This is a genomic window from Pseudomonas sp. KH_021, assembly GCF_057838865.1.
The window spans coordinates 5,726,856-5,745,675 of record NZ_CM174477.1 but is presented as its reverse complement, the minus strand read 5'-3'; the positions used below and the strand labels follow the sequence as shown (position 1 = coordinate 5,745,675).

Annotated in this window: 17 protein-coding genes; 9 read left to right on the top strand and 8 right to left on the bottom strand. The window is 61.2% G+C overall.

The features are described 5' to 3' along the window. Nucleotides 1–83 precede the first annotated feature (83 nt). Complete coding sequence (gene serB / locus AC3IX4_RS26505; protein WP_489258257.1) at nucleotides 84–1,301, top strand: phosphoserine phosphatase SerB; 1,218 nt, start codon at nucleotides 84–86, stop codon at nucleotides 1,299–1,301. On the opposite strand, the gene AC3IX4_RS26500 is transcribed toward serB, so the two are convergent. From AC3IX4_RS26500 to AC3IX4_RS26485, 4 genes are all read right to left on the bottom strand, one after another. Then, nucleotides 1,273–1,461, bottom strand: coding sequence for a hypothetical protein (locus AC3IX4_RS26500; RefSeq protein ID WP_489258256.1), 189 nt, complete (start codon nucleotides 1,459–1,461; stop codon nucleotides 1,273–1,275). The genes serB and AC3IX4_RS26500 overlap by 29 nt on opposite strands. A gap of 99 nt (nucleotides 1,462–1,560) precedes the next feature. Next, nucleotides 1,561–2,448, bottom strand: coding sequence for an archaetidylserine decarboxylase (gene asd, locus AC3IX4_RS26495; protein ID WP_489258255.1), 888 nt, complete (start codon nucleotides 2,446–2,448; stop codon nucleotides 1,561–1,563). 9 nt (nucleotides 2,449–2,457) lie between these two features. Further along, a complete protein-coding gene (locus tag AC3IX4_RS26490; protein ID WP_489258254.1) occupies nucleotides 2,458–3,270 on the bottom strand; it encodes a rhodanese-like domain-containing protein in 813 nt (270 codons plus the stop codon). Between the two features lie 45 nt (nucleotides 3,271–3,315). Continuing rightward, a complete protein-coding gene (locus tag AC3IX4_RS26485) occupies nucleotides 3,316–4,836 on the bottom strand; it encodes an HDOD domain-containing protein (RefSeq protein ID WP_489258253.1) in 1,521 nt (506 codons plus the stop codon). A 149-nt stretch (nucleotides 4,837–4,985) separates the two neighbouring features. On the opposite strand from AC3IX4_RS26485, the gene motA reads away from it, so the two are divergent. After that, complete coding sequence (motA, locus tag AC3IX4_RS26480) at nucleotides 4,986–5,837, top strand: flagellar motor stator protein MotA (RefSeq protein WP_489258252.1); 852 nt, start codon at nucleotides 4,986–4,988, stop codon at nucleotides 5,835–5,837. A 3-nt stretch (nucleotides 5,838–5,840) separates the two neighbouring features. After that, nucleotides 5,841–6,827, top strand: coding sequence for a flagellar motor protein MotB (gene motB, locus AC3IX4_RS26475; RefSeq protein WP_489258251.1), 987 nt, complete (start codon nucleotides 5,841–5,843; stop codon nucleotides 6,825–6,827). A gap of 38 nt (nucleotides 6,828–6,865) precedes the next feature. Here motB and AC3IX4_RS26470 read toward each other — a convergent pair whose 3' ends face one another. Both AC3IX4_RS26470 and rsgA read right to left on the bottom strand, forming a co-directional pair. Next, complete coding sequence (locus tag AC3IX4_RS26470) at nucleotides 6,866–7,345, bottom strand: toll/interleukin-1 receptor domain-containing protein (protein WP_489258250.1); 480 nt, start codon at nucleotides 7,343–7,345, stop codon at nucleotides 6,866–6,868. Between the two features lie 604 nt (nucleotides 7,346–7,949). Further along, nucleotides 7,950–8,981 (bottom strand): small ribosomal subunit biogenesis GTPase RsgA, encoded by a 1,032-nt coding sequence (rsgA, locus tag AC3IX4_RS26465; RefSeq protein ID WP_489258249.1) that lies wholly within the window; start codon nucleotides 8,979–8,981, stop codon nucleotides 7,950–7,952. A 99-nt stretch (nucleotides 8,982–9,080) separates the two neighbouring features. Between rsgA and orn the strand changes: the two genes are divergently transcribed. Both orn and AC3IX4_RS26455 read left to right on the top strand, forming a co-directional pair. Next, nucleotides 9,081–9,623 carry an oligoribonuclease gene (gene orn / locus AC3IX4_RS26460; RefSeq protein ID WP_489258248.1) on the top strand — a complete coding sequence of 181 codons (543 nt, stop codon included), beginning with the start codon at nucleotides 9,081–9,083 and terminating at the stop codon, nucleotides 9,621–9,623. A 68-nt stretch (nucleotides 9,624–9,691) separates the two neighbouring features. After that, nucleotides 9,692–10,303: a trimeric intracellular cation channel family protein gene (locus AC3IX4_RS26455; RefSeq protein WP_489258247.1), complete on the top strand. Its 612-nt coding sequence runs from the start codon at nucleotides 9,692–9,694 to the stop codon at nucleotides 10,301–10,303. Between the two features lie 271 nt (nucleotides 10,304–10,574). Here AC3IX4_RS26455 and AC3IX4_RS26450 read toward each other — a convergent pair whose 3' ends face one another. Both AC3IX4_RS26450 and queG read right to left on the bottom strand, forming a co-directional pair. Further along, on the bottom strand, nucleotides 10,575–11,879 hold the full coding sequence (locus AC3IX4_RS26450; RefSeq protein WP_489261189.1) for an IS4 family transposase: 1,305 nt from the start codon (nucleotides 11,877–11,879) through the stop codon (nucleotides 10,575–10,577). 522 nt (nucleotides 11,880–12,401) lie between these two features. Continuing rightward, nucleotides 12,402–13,466, bottom strand: coding sequence for a tRNA epoxyqueuosine(34) reductase QueG (gene queG / locus AC3IX4_RS26445; RefSeq protein WP_489258246.1), 1,065 nt, complete (start codon nucleotides 13,464–13,466; stop codon nucleotides 12,402–12,404). Nucleotides 13,467–13,532: 66 nt separating this feature from the next. Here queG and AC3IX4_RS26440 point away from each other — a divergent pair, with 66 nt between their 5' ends. Genes AC3IX4_RS26440 through mutL form a run of 4 tightly spaced genes read left to right on the top strand, consistent with a single transcriptional unit; the run spans nucleotide 13,533 to nucleotide 18,819 of the window. Then, on the top strand, nucleotides 13,533–15,032 hold the full coding sequence (locus tag AC3IX4_RS26440; protein ID WP_489261375.1) for an NAD(P)H-hydrate dehydratase: 1,500 nt from the start codon (nucleotides 13,533–13,535) through the stop codon (nucleotides 15,030–15,032). Further along, nucleotides 15,020–15,496 carry a tRNA (adenosine(37)-N6)-threonylcarbamoyltransferase complex ATPase subunit type 1 TsaE gene (tsaE, locus tag AC3IX4_RS26435; protein ID WP_489258245.1) on the top strand — a complete coding sequence of 159 codons (477 nt, stop codon included), beginning with the start codon at nucleotides 15,020–15,022 and terminating at the stop codon, nucleotides 15,494–15,496. Before AC3IX4_RS26440 ends, tsaE begins: the two co-directional genes overlap by 13 nt. Nucleotides 15,497–15,508: 12 nt before the next feature. Further along, nucleotides 15,509–16,921, top strand: a complete 1,413-nt coding sequence (locus AC3IX4_RS26430; RefSeq protein ID WP_489258244.1) for an N-acetylmuramoyl-L-alanine amidase — start codon at nucleotides 15,509–15,511, stop codon at nucleotides 16,919–16,921. Further along, nucleotides 16,918–18,819 carry a DNA mismatch repair endonuclease MutL gene (gene mutL, locus AC3IX4_RS26425; RefSeq protein WP_489258243.1) on the top strand — a complete coding sequence of 634 codons (1,902 nt, stop codon included), beginning with the start codon at nucleotides 16,918–16,920 and terminating at the stop codon, nucleotides 18,817–18,819. The genes AC3IX4_RS26430 and mutL overlap by 4 nt, the downstream gene beginning before the upstream one ends. The last annotated feature ends 1 nt before the right edge of the window (nucleotide 18,820 follow it).

Sequence of the window (18,820 nt, the reverse complement as noted above, 5' to 3'; positions counted from 1 at the left end):
CCTTGACCGGCAAAGCACCGACGGTGCCCGATGGTCATGGAAAGTGGGTAGAATGCAGTTTTTTTCCACGATGGGGGTGCGCCTTGCGCGAAATCGTCCTGATAAACATCACCGGCGAAGACCGTCCGGGGCTGACGGCTGCCATTACCGGGGTATTGGCCCAGGGTGGTGTGAATATCCTGGATATCGGTCAGGCGGTGATTCACGACACCTTGTCGTTTGGCATCCTGGTCGAGATTCCCGGCACCGGGCAGGGGTCTGCGGTGCTCAAAGACATCCTGTTCACGGGCTACGAGCTCAATCAGCAGGTCCGCTTCACGCCGGTTTCCGAAGAAGACTATCGCCAGTGGGTCAGCGGCCAGGGCAAGGCCCGCCATATCGTCACCCTGCTGACGCGCAAAGTCACGGCCGAGCAATTGCATCGGGTGAGTTCGATCACGGCCAAGTACGGCCTGAATATCGATCATATCGACCGCCTGTCCGGTCGTGTATCGATGGACGCGCCCGTGGAGCAGAGCAAGGGCTGCATCGAGTTTTCCGTGCGCGGTGAGCCGGCCGACGCGCAGGCGCTGCGCGCCGAGTTCCTCAGCGTCGCCCAGGAACTGAACGTTGATATCGCCTTCCAGCAGGATTCGCTGTACCGCCGCAACCGCCGCCTGGCGGTATTCGACATGGATTCGACCCTGATCGAGGCCGAGGTCATCGACGAACTGGCCAAGGCCGCTGGCGTTGGCGAGCAGGTTTCGGAAATTACCGAGCGCGCCATGCGCGGTGAACTCGACTTTCGCGCCAGTTTCAAGGAGCGCCTGGCCTTGCTCAAGGGCCTGGACGTCAACGTGCTTGACGATATCGGAGCCTCGCTGCGCCTGACCGAGGGCGCCGAGACCCTGTTCGCCGAGCTCAAGCGCCTGGGCTACAAGACCGCCATCCTGTCCGGTGGCTTCACCTACTTTGCCAAACAGCTGCAAGCCAAGCTGGGCATCGACTATGTGTTTGCCAACGAGCTGGAAGTGGTGGACGGCAAGGTCACAGGTGTTGCGATCGAGCCCATTGTCGACGCGCAACGCAAGGCCGATTTGCTGGGTGAGCTGGCAGCACGCGAGGGGCTTCGACTGGAGCAAACCATCGCCGTCGGTGATGGCGCCAACGACTTGCCGATGCTGGCCATCGCAGGCCTGGGCGTGGCCTTCCGGGCTAAACCGCTGGTCAAGCAGTCTGCCAAGCAGGCGATCTCGACCCTGGGCCTGGATGGCATCCTCTATCTGCTGGGCTTCAGGGACCGCGACGGCGTGGAGCTGTGAGTGTCGGCACTTCGTCCAGCGACACCACCTCTGGAATCATCAACCCCCTGAGGTACTGGCTACGCTGGTCGGTACGCATCCATTTCAAACCGCAAGGTTGAGCGGTGGGGGCGATCAACTCGATGCCCATGTGTGCGCCGTGCAGGCGCAGCCAGCGCACCGGTGAAAACTCCTGGTTACCGTCCGTCCTTCCCATAGGCGCGAAAGACACATACTAGCCGTGTTGGCGGACGAGCGGTAACCGGAAGTCACTGGGCCATTAAGCGTTTTCAGCGTGCGCGACGAAGTCCTCGGCAGGCAGGCCCATCCCTTGGCCCATGGTTACCGAGGCGCCCGCGGACAGATGATGGGCCCATTTGACCTGCTCCGGCCCAAACAGCACGATCGCTGTCGAACCCAGTTTGAAACGCCCAAGCTCCGCACCTTTTTCCAGATGAATCGGTGCGCGGGCGCTTTCGTCGTAACGGAAGGTTTTAAGTTCGCGCTTGGGCGGTGTGACCAGCCCGGCCCAGACGGTCTCGACCGAGGCCACGATCATTGCACCAACCAATACCACCGCCATCGGCCCGCGTTCGGTGTCGAACAGGCAGACCACGCGCTCGTTGCGAGCGAACAGCTCCGGCACGTTTTCAGCCGTGGTCTGGTTGACCGAAAAGAGCCGGCCCGGCACATAGATCATTTCACGCAGGGTGCCTGCCAGGGGCATGTGCACCCGATGGTAGTCCTTGGGCGACAGGTAGATGGTCGCGAACTCGCCACCCATGAACGCCGCGGCATTGGCCGGGTCACCGCCCAGCAGCTCCAGTGCGCTGAAGCTGTGGCCCTTGGCCTGGAACAGCCGGCCATGTTCGATCGACCCCAATTGGCTGACAGCGCCGTCGGCCGGGCAGAGGATTGCGCCGGGCGTTGGGTCCAGTGGGCGGGCGCCAGGTTTCAAGGCGCGGGTGAAAAAGGCATTGAAGTGCTCGTAGGCGGTCAGGTCTTCGACCTGTGCCTGGGACATGTCGACTTGATAGCGCTTGGCAAACCAGGCGGTCAAGGCATTCTTGAACCAGCGCACGCGGCACTCGGCAACGCAGCCAGCCAGACGCGACAGCAGTTGATGAGGCAGCAGGTACTGGCTGAGTAGGAACAAACGGGATTTCATCGGGTTTCCTTAAACTTCGACTGGCGTGTCGGGGTGGTTGCCCCATTCGCCCCAGGATCCGGCATACGCCTTGACGCGGGGGTAGCCGAGGGACTTGGCCACAAGGTAGGTAAAGCCTGAGCGGTGGTGGCTCTGGCAATGGGTGATCAGTTCTTTGTCCGGGGTGACGCCCAGGTTGTTCAGCACCGACTGCATATCGGCGCGAATGCGCAACGCGCGATCGGTGTCCATGCCTTTGGTCCACTCGAAATTCACTGCGCCCGGGATGTGCCCGCCCTTGGCGGCCAGGACTTTCTCTCCGGTGTATTCCAGGTGGCTGCGCGCATCCCAGATTGCGAGGTCCGCAGCGCCCAGGCGACTTTGCAGGTATTCGCGGGTGGCGGTGGGCTCGTCCTGCAGTGTCAGGTGGACGGGCTTGCCGTGGGGCGCCGGAACATCAGTGTTCAGAAGGCCTTCGCTTTTCCAGGCTTTCAGACCGCCATTGAGGTAGTGATAGGCTTGATGACCGATCACATCCAGCAACCAAATGAAACGACCGGCCCAGCCGCCGCCTTCGTCGTCATAGACCACGTAGACGGCGTCGGGATTATGGCCCAGTTCGCTGAATAGGTGCTCCAGGTCAGCCAGAGTGGGCAGTAGCCCCGGCGCAGGTAGCTTGCCCAGTTGGGTGCGCTTGGGGTCGACGAAGCGGGCACCGGGAATGTGCTCAGCGCTATAGCTGGTGACGCTGGTCAAGTCGACCAGGATCAATTCTGGAGCATTGAGTCGAGCCTGCAGATCGACAGGCTCGATCACCAGGGGCAAGCCAGAGAAAACAGACATGTCAGGTCTCCAGAAGGAAAGTGAGGCGCGATTGTAGCGCAAGGATCATTGGCTGCGGTTGCTGAAGCTGGCCAAGGCCCGCTCGATGCATTGTGCAGTTTTACCGAATGCCTGGACGCTGATTTCGGAAAATGGATGGCCGCCTTGGTCGGCAATCACCACCATCACCACCCGGCCATTGCTGCTTAGCGAGCGCAACAACAGATGTTCGCCCTTGAACAGCGTGTCGATATCGTTTGGCAGAAGCGGTTCGAATTGCGCGTAATTGTCCGGGGTCAGTCGGATCTGCGCCGGCTGCGATAGCAGGCGCTGAATCAGTTTGTTCTGGTTGACCGCCACGCTTTGCTCGGCTGCCCCAGCCGGTAGCCCAGCAACCTGATGGACCCGCAGATGGCTTTGCGTCTTATCGACCATCAGCATCATGACCCGTTGCATGCCACACGCTTGCAAGGCATCGCGAGCCTGAGTGGTCAGGTGCAAGGCATTGGCATAACGGCTGGGCTCGACCAGCAGTTCGGTGCAGATCTTGCGCCAGGTGGCCAGCGCTTCGGCCGAAGGCGGTGCCATTGGCTGCAAGGCGCGACCGATATGGCGCGTCGCCCATGGCCAGATCAGCGTGAGGGCCGGGTGGGCCAAGTCGCCTCCGCCATGCAAGCGCGCGCTTTGCACCGCTTGCTGGTGAACCTGCTGTTGTAGTTCATCCAACGGCATCTGCAGGAACAGGCAGGTCAGAAACTCCCAGCGCAGCGTATGCGGGCAGTCCCAGCCTTGTTGCGAAGCCAGTGCCAGCCCATTGGCCAGCAGCACCGTATTGGGCGGCTGGTTCAGCCAGCGACGCAGGGCGGGGTCGGCATCGAGCAATTGCTGCTGGCGCAAGGGGTGATCGTTGTCACGGGCGATGTGCAGCGCCTTGACCAGCCCATTACGTTCATGTTGCAGCACCTTATAGCCATGGCTGACCCAGGCTGGCAGGCGCCAAATATCGGCCAGTGCCTCGCACAGTGCCAACAGGCGGATGCCGAACAGCTCCATTTCGACCTTGGCTGGCGATTCGCCCTTGTGGATAACTCGCAGCTCCCAGGCTTCGACCAGATCAGGTTCGGCCAGCGCCAGTGGCCACATTGGGGCCAGGAACAACAGGCTGCCCCAGTGAATGTCCTGCCACAGCCGCGCCAGTCGGTTGGCAAACAGGCCATTGGCCTGTTCTGTTGCGTGCTGGCTGATCATCTGCAGGTGGCGCAGGGCGTGGGGAATGTCCGCGGCATCGGCGACTGGCAAGCGCTCCAGCAGCTCTTGGGTGCGCGCAAGACCCAAGCGAGTGAGGGCGATCTCGAGGTTTTCGGCAGGCTCGGCGAGGCTGCCATGCGTACGATGATTGGCTTCGCGCAACACGCTCAATGCCAGCGCAGGGCTCTGTTGCATCAACTGCGCAATGTCTCGCAACGAGCGGCGGCTGTCGCTGATTGCCATGCGCACCCGCTCAAAGCTTTCGCGTGGGACCGGGAGGCGGACGCTGTCGAGTAACTTGAGCCAGGCGTCTAGGTTTTTGGGAGTCTGGGTTGGCACGATGGTTTCGATGGCTGCTCTGCAAGGGACCCGAACTGGCTTTTCGCCTTTTGTGACTATAGTCTGGCGCAGTTCGGCCGATAAGTAGAAGAAGAGTTTTACAGCTCGCTCACGACCCTGACCACGACTTTAGTAAGTGCGCTTAATCCATGGCTAAAATTATCGGCATCATTGTCGTATTCGCGAGTGTGCTCGGCGGATATGTACTGTCCCACGGCAAGATTGCCGCTCTGATTCAGCCCTTTGAGGTCATGATTATCGGCGGCGCGGCCCTGGGTGCGTTCCTGCAGGCCAACCCCGGCCACATGACCAAGCACGTCTTCAAAAAATCGCTGAGCATGTTCAGCTCACGCTTCAGCCATACCTTTTATATAGAGGTGCTGGGGCTGATCTACGAGATCCTTAACAAGAGCCGGCGCGAAGGTATGATGGCCATCGAGGCCGATATCGAAGACGCCGCCGCCAGCCCTATTTTTGCCAAGTACCCGGCGGTGCTGAAGGATGAGCGCATGATTGCGTTCGTTTGCGACTATCTGCGCATTATGTCGTCCGGCAACATGGCGCCACACGAGCTGGAAGGCCTGTTCGACATGGAACTGTTGAGCCTCAAGGAAGAACTCGAGCATCCGTCCCACGCCATTACCGGTATCGCCGACGGCATGCCCGGTTTCGGTATCGTGGCGGCGGTCCTGGGGATCGTCGTGACCATGGCTTCCTTGGGCGATGGCGACAAGGCGGCCATCGGCATGCACGTCGGCGCAGCGCTGGTGGGTACCTTCTTCGGGATCCTGGCGGCCTATGGCTTTTTTGGGCCACTGGCTACCGCGCTGCGTCATGATGCGCGTGAAGAGCTGAACGTTTATGAGGCCATCAAGGCTTCGCTGGTGGCTTCGGCTTCCGGCATGCCGCCGTCGCTGGCAGTGGAGTTCGGTCGCAAGGTGCTGTTCCCGCTGCATCGGCCAAGCTTCGCGGAGCTTGAGCAAGCCGTTCGCGGTCGCTGAGTCATGGAAAATAACCAGCCGATAATCGTCAAGCGGGTCAAACGTTTCGACGCGGGGCACCATGGCGGTGCCTGGAAGATTGCGTTTGCTGACTTCGCCACCGCCATGATGGCCTTTTTCCTGGTGTTGTGGTTGATGTCCAACGCAACGCCGGAGCAGAAACTCGCCATTGCCGGGTACTTCAAGGACCCTATCGGCTTTGCCGAAAGCGGCACCCCTTACGTGATTGACCTGGGCGGCTCGCCCAAGCTTGCGCCGGAAAAGACAATCAACCCCGAAGTCGAAGCCCAGCCTCAACCAGATGTGACCCAGAAGCTGGACGACGATCAGGCGCAAAGCATGGCCGAGCAGGTCGAGCGCGAGCGTCTGGAGTTGTTGCTGCAAGAGCTGCAAAAAAAGGTCGAGGAAAACCCGCAGCTGCAGAAATTCAAGGATCAGATCCTGTTCGAGATTACCCCGGATGGCCTGCGCATCCAGATCATGGATGCCGAAAACCGGCCGATGTTCGATCTGGGCAGCGCACGCCTGCAGCCGTATTTCGAAGACATCTTGCTGGCCATGGCCGACACCATCAAGGCTGTGCCGAACAAGGTCAGCATCAGCGGCCACACCGATGCCAAGCCCTATGCCGGCAGTGGTGAATTTGGTAACTGGGAGTTGTCGGCCGGCCGTGCCAACGCCGCCCGGCGTGCACTGGTTGCGGGTGGCTATCCGGAGAATCAGGTTGCGCGAGTGGTGGGTTATGCTTCTTCGGCGCTGTTCGACCGGCAGAACCCTCTGAACCCGGTGAACCGCCGCATCGACATTGTGGTACTGACCAAAAAGTCCCAGCGTGCCATCGAGGGCGAGCAACAGTCGCCGCCCACTGAATCACCGGCTGCACAGCCGGGAGAGGCGCCACCTGCCGACCCAACCCAGCCCCGCGAGCTGCGCGAAAAGCTGAATATCTTCGACAACGGTCCCTTGAAGATGGATGAGCCCAGGCAGTGATGTGCGGCCATGGCCCCGCAGGGGCATGGCCGCCCAGGTCAGGCGCCGCGACGGATCCTGGCTTTTAGCTCGGTATGAAAGATATCGGCATTGCGCGTGTTGTTGGCGATGGCTTCCAGTGACTCGGCACCAAAGCTCTGCTGGCCTCGCAGCTCATTGCGAAAACACTCGATAAAGAAATCCACGTCCTCGACGCACGTCATGACGGGCCAGCGCTTGAGGTATTCGGGCAGTGGCAGGCGATTGGTGTTGTAGAGGCTGATGCGCCTATCGATCATGGTGACCTCGCCGATCAGGAAGGGCAGCCACCAAGCGTTTGCCGAACGTTCCGACACCACCGCAATCACGTGGCTGCACTCCATGATGTCGCGAGTGATCAAGGTGGTGATGTCATGGGTAGTCCCGGATTCGAAGTCCAGTGCCTGCATGCGGCCGGGGATGTCGTGATCTCGCAGGCGATCATTGATCAGATGAGCGCTGAACCGATCGGTGTAGCGGTAGCAGATAAGTACTGTCATCAGGTGCGTCCTTTCAGGGTAAAAGGACACCATTGGACAGAGTGGCGAGTTGGGCAATGTTCAGGCGCAAAAGAAGACGAACCCTACGCAACAGGGTTAAAGATCCTACAGATTTTTCCTGCAAAAGGGATTGCGGTGCGGCCATCGCGGCATAGGTATCTACACATCTTTTGGTGTACTGCATTTCGTAGCAGTGGACGAGTAGAACGAGGCCACGTCCGGCTGCGCAGCAGTCGTAAAACCTGGCACTTCAGTATTCAGATACACCGCGAGTACAGGCTTTGCGAGGACTACGTCCCCGGACCTGGCCTCGCTGAACTCGTCTACTGCTACGAATGTAGCCGCTGACGAGGTACGAGGCTGCGATCGGCAGCGAAGCGGCCGTAAAACCTGAGACCGTAATCCATCAGGCACACCGAAGGGCCTGAATTTACGACGGCTTCGCCGCCGATCGCAGCCTCGTACCTCGGCAGCGGCTACAAGAGCCGCGCTGCCCCAGAATTGTGTAGATACCTATGGCCATCGCGGGTAAACCCGGCTCCTACACGGGTCGGTAGGAGCCGGGTTTACCCGCGATGAGGTCAGTGTGGTTTATCGCGCAAGGTCAGTAGGTATCCTGCGGCAAGCTGGCAATGATCGAGCGATAGCTGTTCATGCGCTGCTGCTGAACCCGTCCATCTTCCAGCGCCATCAACAAGGCGCAGCCCGGCTCGCGGTCATGCTTGCAGTCGCGAAAGCGGCAATGGCCGATCAAGTCGTGAAACTCGATAAAGCCCGCTTCGACATCGGCGCGGCTCACATGCACCAGGCCAAACTCACGGATACCCGGTGAGTCGATCAGCTCGCCGCCACCGGGGAAGTGGAACAGCCGGGCGGTGGTGGTGGTGTGGGTGCCCTGGCCAGACCATTCCGAAAGCGGCCCGACGCGGGTCTGCACTTGCGGCAACAGGCTGTTGACCAACGACGACTTGCCGACGCCGGACTGGCCGACGAATACGCTGATGTGCCCATCCAGTTGCGCCTGCAACTGCTGCATGCCGTCGCCATGATGCGCCGACACTTCCAGTACCGGATAACCCAGTTGACGGTACACCGCCAGCAGAGCGTTGAGCGCCGGGGCGTTTTGCTCGTCGATCAAGTCGGCCTTGTTGAGCAGCAGCAGCGGGCGAATGCCGGCATGTTCGGCGGCTACCAGATAGCGGTCGATCAGGTTCGCGTGAGGCTCGGGCATCGGGGCGAAGACGATCACGATCAGGTCGACGTTGGCGGCCACCGGCTTGAGCTGGCCGCGGCTGTCTGGCCGGCACAACTCGGTGCTGCGTGGCTGCTGGGCGACGATCACGCCAATGCCCTGGTTGCCGGCACGCCAGACCACCTGGTCGCCGGTCACCAGCGCCGGCAGGTTGGCGCGCAAGTGGCATCGAAACACTTGGCCGGCCAGTTCGCCCTGCAGCGCCTCGACTTCCACCTGGACACCGAAGTGGGCGATCACCAGGCCGAACTGTTCGGGGCCCAAGTCGCCGCCTTCCAGTTCGTCCAGCGCGTGTTGCTCGCGTTTGGCGGCGCGGGCAGCGCGTTCACCCTGGATTTTTTCGATGCGCCAGTTTTGGCGGCGGTTGAGCTGGCGTTTGGCCATGAGTGTTCCGTGTCGATAAAGCAAAGGTTTGAAAGAAAACGGCGACGAGTTTAGCACGCCCCACTAGGCTAAACTGCGCACCTACGCGAGGAGCACATTATGCAGAACCCACAGAACCTGATTTGGATCGATCTGGAAATGACCGGCCTGGATCCCGACAGTGACGTCATCATCGAAATGGCGACTATTGTGACCGACAGCGACCTCAACACGCTGGCAGAAGGCCCGGTGATTGCCATCCATCACAGCGACGAAGTGCTGGCCCGGATGGACGAATGGAACACCCGCACCCACGGCGCCACGGGGCTCACCCAGCGGGTTCGTGAAAGCCGCATCGACATGGCCCAGGCCCAGGCCCAGACCATCGCGTTCCTGGAGCAGTGGGTACCCAAGGGTAAGTCGCCGATCTGTGGCAACAGTATTTGCCAGGACCGTCGTTTCCTCTATCGCCACATGCGTGAACTGGAAAACTACTTCCACTACCGCAATCTGGATGTTTCCACCCTCAAGGAGTTGGTCGCACGCTGGGCACCGGAGGTCAAGGACAGCTTCAAGAAGGGCGGTACCCACGTGGCTCTGGACGATATTCGCGAGTCTATCGGCGAACTTCAGCACTACCGCACGCACTTCATCAAATTCTGATTGGCGCCCTCTATTGGTGCGCGAGGCAACTGAGTAGACTGCGCGCCCCCAGTGCACGGATCGCTACCATGTTGTTGATGCTTTACTTGATTGCAATCACCGCCGAAGCCATGACCGGCGCCTTGTCGGCCGGGCGTCGGGGCATGGACTGGTTTGGCGTGGTGCTGATCGCCTGCGTCACGGCATTGGGCGGCGGGTCAGTGCGCGACGTGCTGTTGGGGAACTACCCGCTGACCTGGGTCAAACACCCTGAATATCTGGTGCTGACCAGCTTTGCCGCGCTGGTCACGATCTTCATTGCGCCCCTGATGCGCCACCTGCGTTCGTTGTTCCTGGTGCTCGATGCACTGGGGCTGGTAGCGTTTACGTTGATTGGCTGCATGACTGCGCTTGAGTTGGGTCACGACATGCTGGTAGCTGCGCTAGCCGGCATGATTACCGGTGTGTTCGGCGGGATCCTGCGCGATATCTTCTGCAACGACATTCCCTTGGTCTTCCGGCGCGAGTTGTACGCCAGCGTGTCGTTTGCGGCGGCGTGGTGCTATTTGCTGTGCATCACCCTGGAATTGCCGAGCGAGCAATCGATTTTGATCACCTTGTTTGGTGGTTTTCTGTTTCGCTTGTTGGCGATCCGCTTTCATTGGGAAATGCCGAAATTCCAGTACAACGACGAGCATTGAAGCGCCCCTGGCTTTTGATCTTCATGCACAAATGGCCCAGACGCCGCGGATCGTCCCTTCAGGAGGCCGAGCGGAGCGCTTGCGTAGTGGGGCGAGGGCCATGGATGGCCCGAGAGCGCCGTAGGGCCAGGGACGGCCCGTCGGCGCGGTCCCCGCGTAGCAAGTGCGGGAGCGAGGGAACCCGGAGCGTAGCGTAGGGCCGTATGCGGGGACGCGGCGTTTTGGTTACTTTTGCGCCAACAAAAGTGACCCGCTGTAAGAGCCAGCCCTTTCAAGGTCTTTCATCTTTTTTGGCCTTGAGCACCCGGTCCGTCGATACATGAGCACGCGCAGCTTTGCCCTCGAGCCATTCCTTGGGTTTATCTACTTTGGGGCCGCGTTTGCTTTTAGCGACCTGTCGGGGCTGGATATTCCTGGCCAGCGCCAACAGACGCTCCGCCAGAGTTTCTGAGGTCGTTTGGAGTGATAGGTAATCCGAGGGCAACGCGATCTGCATCCCCTCATAACTGCTGCGCACCTGCACCGCCAGGTGGAAGATCGAAGCTTCCCAGCCCTCGGGCTGCGTCTGGCGATGGGCCTGTTCAACACTGCGCTTAAGGACCGACAAAACGTTGTAGGCCAAGATCGCCGAGGCAAAACCGAGCAAGGCCGCTCGGGGGTTGCCCAGGCTTGCGATTTCACTGTCCAGCACCGATTCCAGGCGTTGGAACATCCCTTCGATACTCCAGCGACGACGGTACAAATCAGCGATCTGCTGAGCACTGATGCTGTCGGGCAAATTGCTCCAGAATAAGAGCGTGGAGTCACCCGACTCAGTGGGCGTTCGCAAGCTCAGTTCAATTCGCCGCCAGCAGCGTCCGCCTTTCAATTCGATGGTTTGTTCACGCACCGTTCCAGCCTCGACAGACACGGGTTCTTGCCAGTCGTTTTCCTGGATCAGGCGTGGATGGTGACTCTGCTGACGAATAATGAACGAGGCGCCCGACTCCTCGCAGGCTTCCATGACGGGGAGCGTGCAATAGAGCCGATCGGCCATCCACAGCTGTCCCGCCCTCGCACTCGCCAGCAACGGCAGTACGCTGACGCGTTCACTGGCGTAGGCATCTTCGCAGGGCTGAAGGTCAACGACCTGATCCAGGTCGGGGTCATAGACCACGACCGAAAAACCAGGCCGCGCGGCGCCTCGTTCACGCCGCAAAGCCCCCAGACGTTTTTCGGTAGAAGGCAGGTGGTTGCCGTCGACGATACGCAGTTGCCAGCCGGGCAAAATGGCTGAACAGCCCAACGCTTCTATGGTCGGGGTCAACCGCTCTGCGCTGCCGGTGACCAGGGCCCGCAGCAACGCGGGTTCTGTGCGGCTGACCTTGTCATAGAGCGCTGCCAAGGTAACCGGAAGGTCCTCCATCTGACGTGCAGCGGCATGCAGTGAAGGTCGTAAACCCAATGAAACAAGGGACATCAGCTCAACGATGGTCGAAAACAAAAGCTCACGCGGGTACTGGCGTTGGCGATGGTTTTCGAACACCTGATCGACCCACTCGGCCGGGATGGCCTGCTCCAACGCCAACTTGGCCATGACGCTGGCCGGTGCTTTTTTTTCAAACCGCGCTAAGACTTCTTCCCACATCGTTTCGTCATCCTGGACCGTAGATGGGAGAGAGTTTAAACGAAGACCTTGAAAGGGCTGGCTGTAAGAGCGGAACGGTGAGTCCGCGTCTGCTCGTAATCTGGATATGCTTGCCATTAGTCGAACCCAAACCCTTGAATCGAGAACTTATCCGTTTTCGAGGGTGACGCTTAGTCACCTTTCCGCCTTTACGGCGTCCTACTTTTGTTGGGGCAAAAGTAGGCAAAACCCCTGGTCCCCGCATCCGGCCCTACGCTGCGCTCCGGGTTCCCTCCCTCCGCACCTGCTCCGTGGGGCCGCGCCGACGGGCCGTCCATGGCCCATCGGCGCTTGCGGGCCATCCATGGCCCTTACCCCACTGCGCAGGCGCTCCACTCGGCCTCCTGAAGGGACATCCGTGGTGTCTGGGCTTTTTGTGTTTGAAGATCAAGATCAAGATCAAGATCAAGAGCTGGAGCTGGAGCTGCGTGCTTACTCCAAGCCATGCTGGCGCAACGCCCATTGCACATGCTCGCGCACCAGCTCCGACGGATAATCCCGGCGTGCCTTGAGTGCCTCGATCACCGCTATGGTCGACGGCGCATTCCCAAGCCCCACCGCCAGATTACGCAGCCAGCGCTCATAACCCGCACGCCTTAGTGGCGAACCTTCGGTGCTGCTCAAGAATTTCTCTTCATCCCACATAAACAGCGCCGCCAGCTCGGCATTGTCCAGATTGTGCCGCGGCTTGAAGTCGCTTTCGCCGGAAGGCCGGGCAAAGCGGTTCCAGGGGCAGACGATCTGGCAGTCGTCACAACCGAACACCCGATTGCCAATCAAAGGCCGCAATTCTTCGGGGATAGCGCTTTTAAGTTCGATGGTGAGGTAGGAAATGCAGCGGCGAGCATCCAGTACATAGGGGCCAACGAAAGCCTGGGTCGGGCAAATGTCCAGGCAGGCGCTGCAACGGCCGCAATGTTCAGTGGCGTGCGGGGCATCGACAGGCAAGGGTAGGTCGACAAACAGCTCGCTGAGGAAAAAGTAGCTACCCGCCTTGCGATTGAGCACCAAGGTGTTCTTGCCGATCCAGCCCAGGCCAGCCTGCTCGGCGATGGCCTTTTCCAGTACCGGGGCGCTGTCGACGAACGCCCGATAGCCGAAAGGCCCGATGGCTTGCTGGATGCGATCGGCCAATTGCTGCACGCGCTTGCGAATCAACTTGTGATAATCGCGCCCCAGCGCATAGCGAGAAATATAGGCTTTTTCCGGCTGGGCCAGGCGCTGGGCCATTTCGGTGTCGCCGGGCAGGTAGTCCATGCGCAGCGAAACGACTCGCAGCGTGCCGGGTACCAGCTCGTCGGGATGCGAGCGTTTGCTGCCATGGGCACCCATGTACTCCATTTCGCCGTGGTAGCCCGCCGCCAGCCAGCGCTCCAGATGTTTTTCATGCTCGCCCACGTCCAGGCCGGCGATGCCAACTTGCTGGAAGCCCAGTTCGCGGCCCCAATCCTTGATTGACTGGGCCAGGGCGTGAAGGTCGGCGGTAAGAGCAGGCATGCGAAGAAGGAAACCGGGGCTGAGGTGCGTATAATTCTGCCAGACATCGCCCCCAATAGTGGACTTATGCTGCTCTCGAACCGTGGTTTACCCGACGTTCTGTATACCGCCGCCCAGGTTCGAGACCTGGATGCCCGCTTGATCGCTGCAGGGACGACCGGCTTTGAGCTGATGCAACGAGCGGCTCATGCCACCTGGCGAGCCATACGTCGGCAGTGGCCGCAGGCCCGTGTGCTGACGGTATTGGCCGGGCGGGGCAATAACGCAGGCGACGGTTATCTGGTCGCAGAGTTGGCCGAGCGTGCGGGCTGGCAGGTGGAAGTGTTGGCTGTGGCCGACCCCGTCTCGCTGGTCGGTGATGCGGCGCAAGCCTGTGCCCAGGCGCAGGCCTGCGGCGTTGCGATCTGGCCCTGGGCAAGCCATCACACACTGGACGGCATAGTGCTCGATGCCTTGTTGGGCACCGGCCTGCAAGGGGATGTGCGCGGCCCATACGTCTATGCGGTCGAGGCGATCAACCAGAGCGGTTTGCCGGTGGTCAGTGTCGATATTCCCTCTGGCTTGTGTGCCGACACAGGGCGAGTCCTGGGTTGTGCGGTGCGGGCCGAGCTGACGGTGAGCTACATCGGGCTCAAGTTCGGTTTGTTTACGGCCCTTGGGCCTGACTATGTTGGCCAACTGATCTTCGACGATTTGCAGGCAGATCCTGCGCTTGTGTCTGCGGTGCCGGGGGTTGCGACTCGGCTGGATGTCGGTAACCTGCCCGAATTGGATGCGCGCCCTCGCACGGCCCACAAGGGTCAGTTTGGTCGCGTGCTGGTCATCGGGGGGGAGCTCGGTACCGGAGGGGCTGCGCTGCTCTGCGCCGAAAGTGCCCTGCGCAGCGGCGCCGGCATGGTGAGCCTCGCGACCCGAGCTGAACATCTGCCGGCGGCGTTGGTCCGAATGCCGGAAGTCATGACATCCGGGGTCAGTTCTGCCAATGAGTTGATGGCGCTGACCGACGCTGCTTCAGTGCTGGTGGTTGGGCCTGGCCTGGGCCAGACCAGCTGGGCGCGTAGTGTGTTGTCGAGCGCGGCCGTCGTGGCGAAGCCGCAAGTCTGGGATGCCGATGCGCTGAATCTGCTAGCCAGCGGCACCGTGCGACTGCCGGCGGGCAGCGTGATCACCCCACATCCGGGGGAGGCGGCGCGCTTGCTGGGGATCAGCACTGCGCACGTCCAGGCGGATCGGGCGGGCAGTGCGCAAGCGTTGGCGCATCAATTTGAAACGATTTGCCTGCTCAAGGGCGCCGGCACCTTGATAGCCGCCCCGGACGGGCGCCTGGCCTTGTGCGATCGTGGCCATCCAGCCATGGCCACGGCGGGCTTGGGGGATGTACTGGCGGGACTGTTGGGCGCCCTGATGGCCCAGGGGCTGTCGCCTTGGGAGGCCGCTTGCCTGGGCGCCTGGCTGCACGCCAGTGCAGGAGAAATACAAGGGGAGCGGGGGCGAGGGCTGGCTGCCAGTGATCTTGTCCCCACCATTCGTCAGTTGCTTGAGGAGTTAACACCGTGTCAGAAGTAACCCTGTTCCTGGCCGATGAAGATGCCATGCTTGGGTTGGGCAAACGCATTGCCGAGGTCACCCGGGGGCACGGCGTGATTTTTCTCATAGGCGACCTGGGAGCCGGTAAAACCACGCTTTCGCGGGGGATCATCCGTGGCCTGGGGCACACTGGGGCGGTTAAAAGCCCGACCTTTACCCTGGTCGAACCCTATGAGATCCAGGGTGCGCGGGCCTTTCACTTTGATCTGTATCGGCTTGTCGACCCCGAGGAGCTGGAATATATGGGCATCCGCGACTACTTCGATGATGACCCTTTGTGCCTGATCGAGTGGCCTGACAAGGGTGACGGCTTTTTGCCAAAGCCTGACCTGACCATTACCATAAGCCCCCATGCAGGCGGGCGTTCGCTGAGCTTGTCGCCATTGGGGTCGCGTGGCGAGTCTTGGTGTGCCGTTCTGGCATTGGAATTCAAACAACTTTAAGTGGGGATGGGTATGCGCATTTGCGCACTGGTTGCTGTCGTTGGACTATTGCTGACGGCTGTGACCGTGGACGCTTTGGCCGTCACGCAAGTCAAAAGCGTACGCTTGTGGCGAGCACCGGATAACACTCGCCTGGTCTTTGACTTGTCTGGGCCTGTTCAACACAGTGTTTTCACTCTGACCTCGCCGGATCGGCTGGTCATTGATATCAACGGCGCGACGCTGGCGGCGCCTTTGCAGGTTTCAACCTCTAATACACCCATCACCAGCGTGCGCTCTGCCCAGCGCACGCCCACCGACTTGCGCGTGGTCATCGACCTGAGCAAATCGGTCACACCCAAGAGCTTTACGCTGGCGCCGAACCAGCAGTACGGCAACCGGTTGGTGGTCGATCTGTTCGATCAGGAAGCCGATGCCGAGCCGACGCCACCGACACCTGTCGTGGCCACCGCGCCAGCCGTGCCCGTCACGCCGACTCAGCCGGCGATCAAGCTCACCCCTGTGCCTAACGGCAAGCGTGACATCGTCATTGCCATCGACGCCGGTCACGGTGGTGAAGACCCGGGCGCATCGGGTTCGCGCGGCCAGCGCGAGAAAGACGTGGTGCTGGCGATCGCCAAGGAATTGCAGCGTCAGATCAACACCGATAAAGGCTTTCGCGCCGAGCTGACCCGTACCGGTGACTACTTCATTCCGCTGCGCAAGCGCACTGAAATCGCCCGCAAGAAGGGCGCTGACCTGTTTATTTCCATTCACGCGGATGCCGCGCCTTCAACGGCGGCCTTCGGTGCTTCGGTCTTTGCCCTGTCCGAGCGCGGCGCGACGTCGGAAACAGCCCGCTGGCTGGCGGACACTGAAAACCGTTCCGACCTGATCGGCGGCGCTGGCAACGTCAGCCTCGACGACAAGGACCGCATGCTCGCAGGTGTGCTCCTGGACCTGTCGATGACGGCCTCGCTCACCTCCAGCCTGAACGTCGGGCAGAAAGTGCTGAGCAACATCGGTCGGGTGACCCCGCTGCACAAGCGCCGGGTGGAACAAGCCGGCTTCATGGTGCTCAAGTCGCCGGACATCCCCTCGATCCTGGTCGAAACCGGATTTATCTCCAACGCCAACGAAGCCAGCAAGCTGCAGACCATCAGCCACCAGCAGGCCCTCGCCCGTTCGATCCACAGCGGTGTGCGGCAGTTCTTCCAGCAAAACCCGCCGCCGGGCACTTACGTCGCCTGGCTGCGCGATTCGGGCAAGATCGCCCAAGGGCCACGGGACCACACGGTGCGCCCGGGCGAGACCCTGGCCATGCTGGCTGTGCGCTACGAAGTGCCCATCGCGGCACTGCGCAGTGCCAACAGCCTGAAAACCGATGAGCTGAAGGTCGGTCAGAACCTGAACATTCCCAACACTGCCCTGGCGGCCCAGCAATGAGTGACTCGGCCCGCATCCAGCTGCTCAGCCCGCGGCTGGCGAACCAGATTGCTGCCGGCGAGGTGGTCGAGCGCCCGGCGTCGGTGATCAAGGAGTTGCTGGAGAACAGCCTGGACTCCGGCGCCAGGCGTATCGATGTCGAGGTCGAGCAGGGCGGCGTCAAGCTGCTGCGTGTGCGTGACGATGGCGGCGGGATCTCTTCCGATGACCTGCCGTTAGCGCTGGCGCGACATGCCACCAGCAAGATCCGCGACCTTGAAGACCTGGAACGGGTCATGAGCCTGGGGTTTCGGGGCGAGGCGCTGGCGTCGATCAGTTCGGTTGCCCGCCTGACCCTGACGTCCCGCACTCGCGATGCCGAACAGGCCTGGCAGGTCGAAACCGAAGGCCGTGACATGTCGCCTCGGGTGCAGCCGGCCGCTCACCCGGTCGGCACCTCGGTTGAAGTGCGCGACCTGTTTTTCAATACGCCAGCTCGACGCAAGTTCCTTAAGACCGAGAAAACCGAGTTCGATCACCTGCAGGAAGTCATCAAGCGGCTGGCCCTGGCCCGCTTCGATGTGGGCTTTCATCTGCGTCACAACGGCAAGACCATCCTCAGCCTGCACGAAGCGACCGACGAGACGGCGCGAGCTCGCCGTGTTGGCGCTGTGTGCAGCCCGGCCTTCCTTGAACAGGCGATGCCCATTGAGGTCGAGCGCAATGGCTTGCGCCTGTGGGGTTGGGTCGGCCTGCCGACGTTCTCGCGCAGCCAGGCAGACCTTCAGTACTTCTATGTAAACGGTCGCGCAGTGCGGGACAAGCTGGTGGCCCATGCGGTGCGCCAGGCTTATCGCGACGTGTTGTTCAATGGCCGGCACCCGACCTTTGTGCTGTTTTTTGAAGTGGACCCGGCCGTGGTCGACGTCAACGTGCACCCGACCAAACACGAAGTGCGTTTTCGTGATGGCCGCATGGTTCATGACTTCCTGTACGGCACGCTGCACCGTGCACTGGCGGATGTTCGTCCCGAAGACCAACTGGCGGCACCGGCAGCAGTCACCGAGATGGTCCGCCCCAGCGGGCAACAGGCGGGTGAATTTGGTCCACAGGGCGAAATGCGCTTGTCGGCCAACCTGCTGGAGGCGCAGCGGGTCGAGCCTGCCGCGCGCATGCCGGGCACAGGTGCAGGCGCGGGCTACCAGTATTCACCACGTCCTGCGCAGCCCTCGGCAATGCCGCTGGCCGAAAGCCAGGGCGTCTATCGAGAGTTCTTTGCCCCTTTGCCGGGCACGCCTGCCACCAGCGTCTCGCTGCCAGAAAGCCAGGGTGACATTCCGCCCCTGGGCTATGCCCTGGCGCAGCTCAAGGGTATCTATATCCTGGCCGAGAACGCCGTGGGGCTGGTGCTGGTGGACATGCACGCAGCCCACGAGCGGATCATGTACGAACGCCTGAAAGTGGCGATGGCCAGTGAAGGCCTGAGTGGCCAACCGCTACTGGTGCCGGAGTCCCTGGCGATGAGCCAGCGCGAAGCGGACTGCGCCGAAGAACATGCCGCCTGGTTCCAGCGCCTGGGCTTCGAACTGCAACGGCTGGGCCCGGAAACCCTGGCGATTCGCCAGATTCCGGCGCTGCTCAAGCAGGCCGAAGCCAATCGTCTGGTCCAGGACGTGCTGGCTGACCTGATGGAGTACGGTACCAGTGACCGTATCCAGGCTCACCTGAACGAACTGCTCGGCACCATGGCGTGCCACGGTGCGGTCAGGGCCAATCGACGCTTGGCGGTGCCGGAAATGAACGGCCTGCTGCGCGACATGGAGACCACCGAACGCAGCGGCCAGTGCAACCATGGCCGCCCGACCTGGACCCAGCTTGGGCTGGATGATCTGGATAAACTTTTCTTGCGCGGTCGTTGAA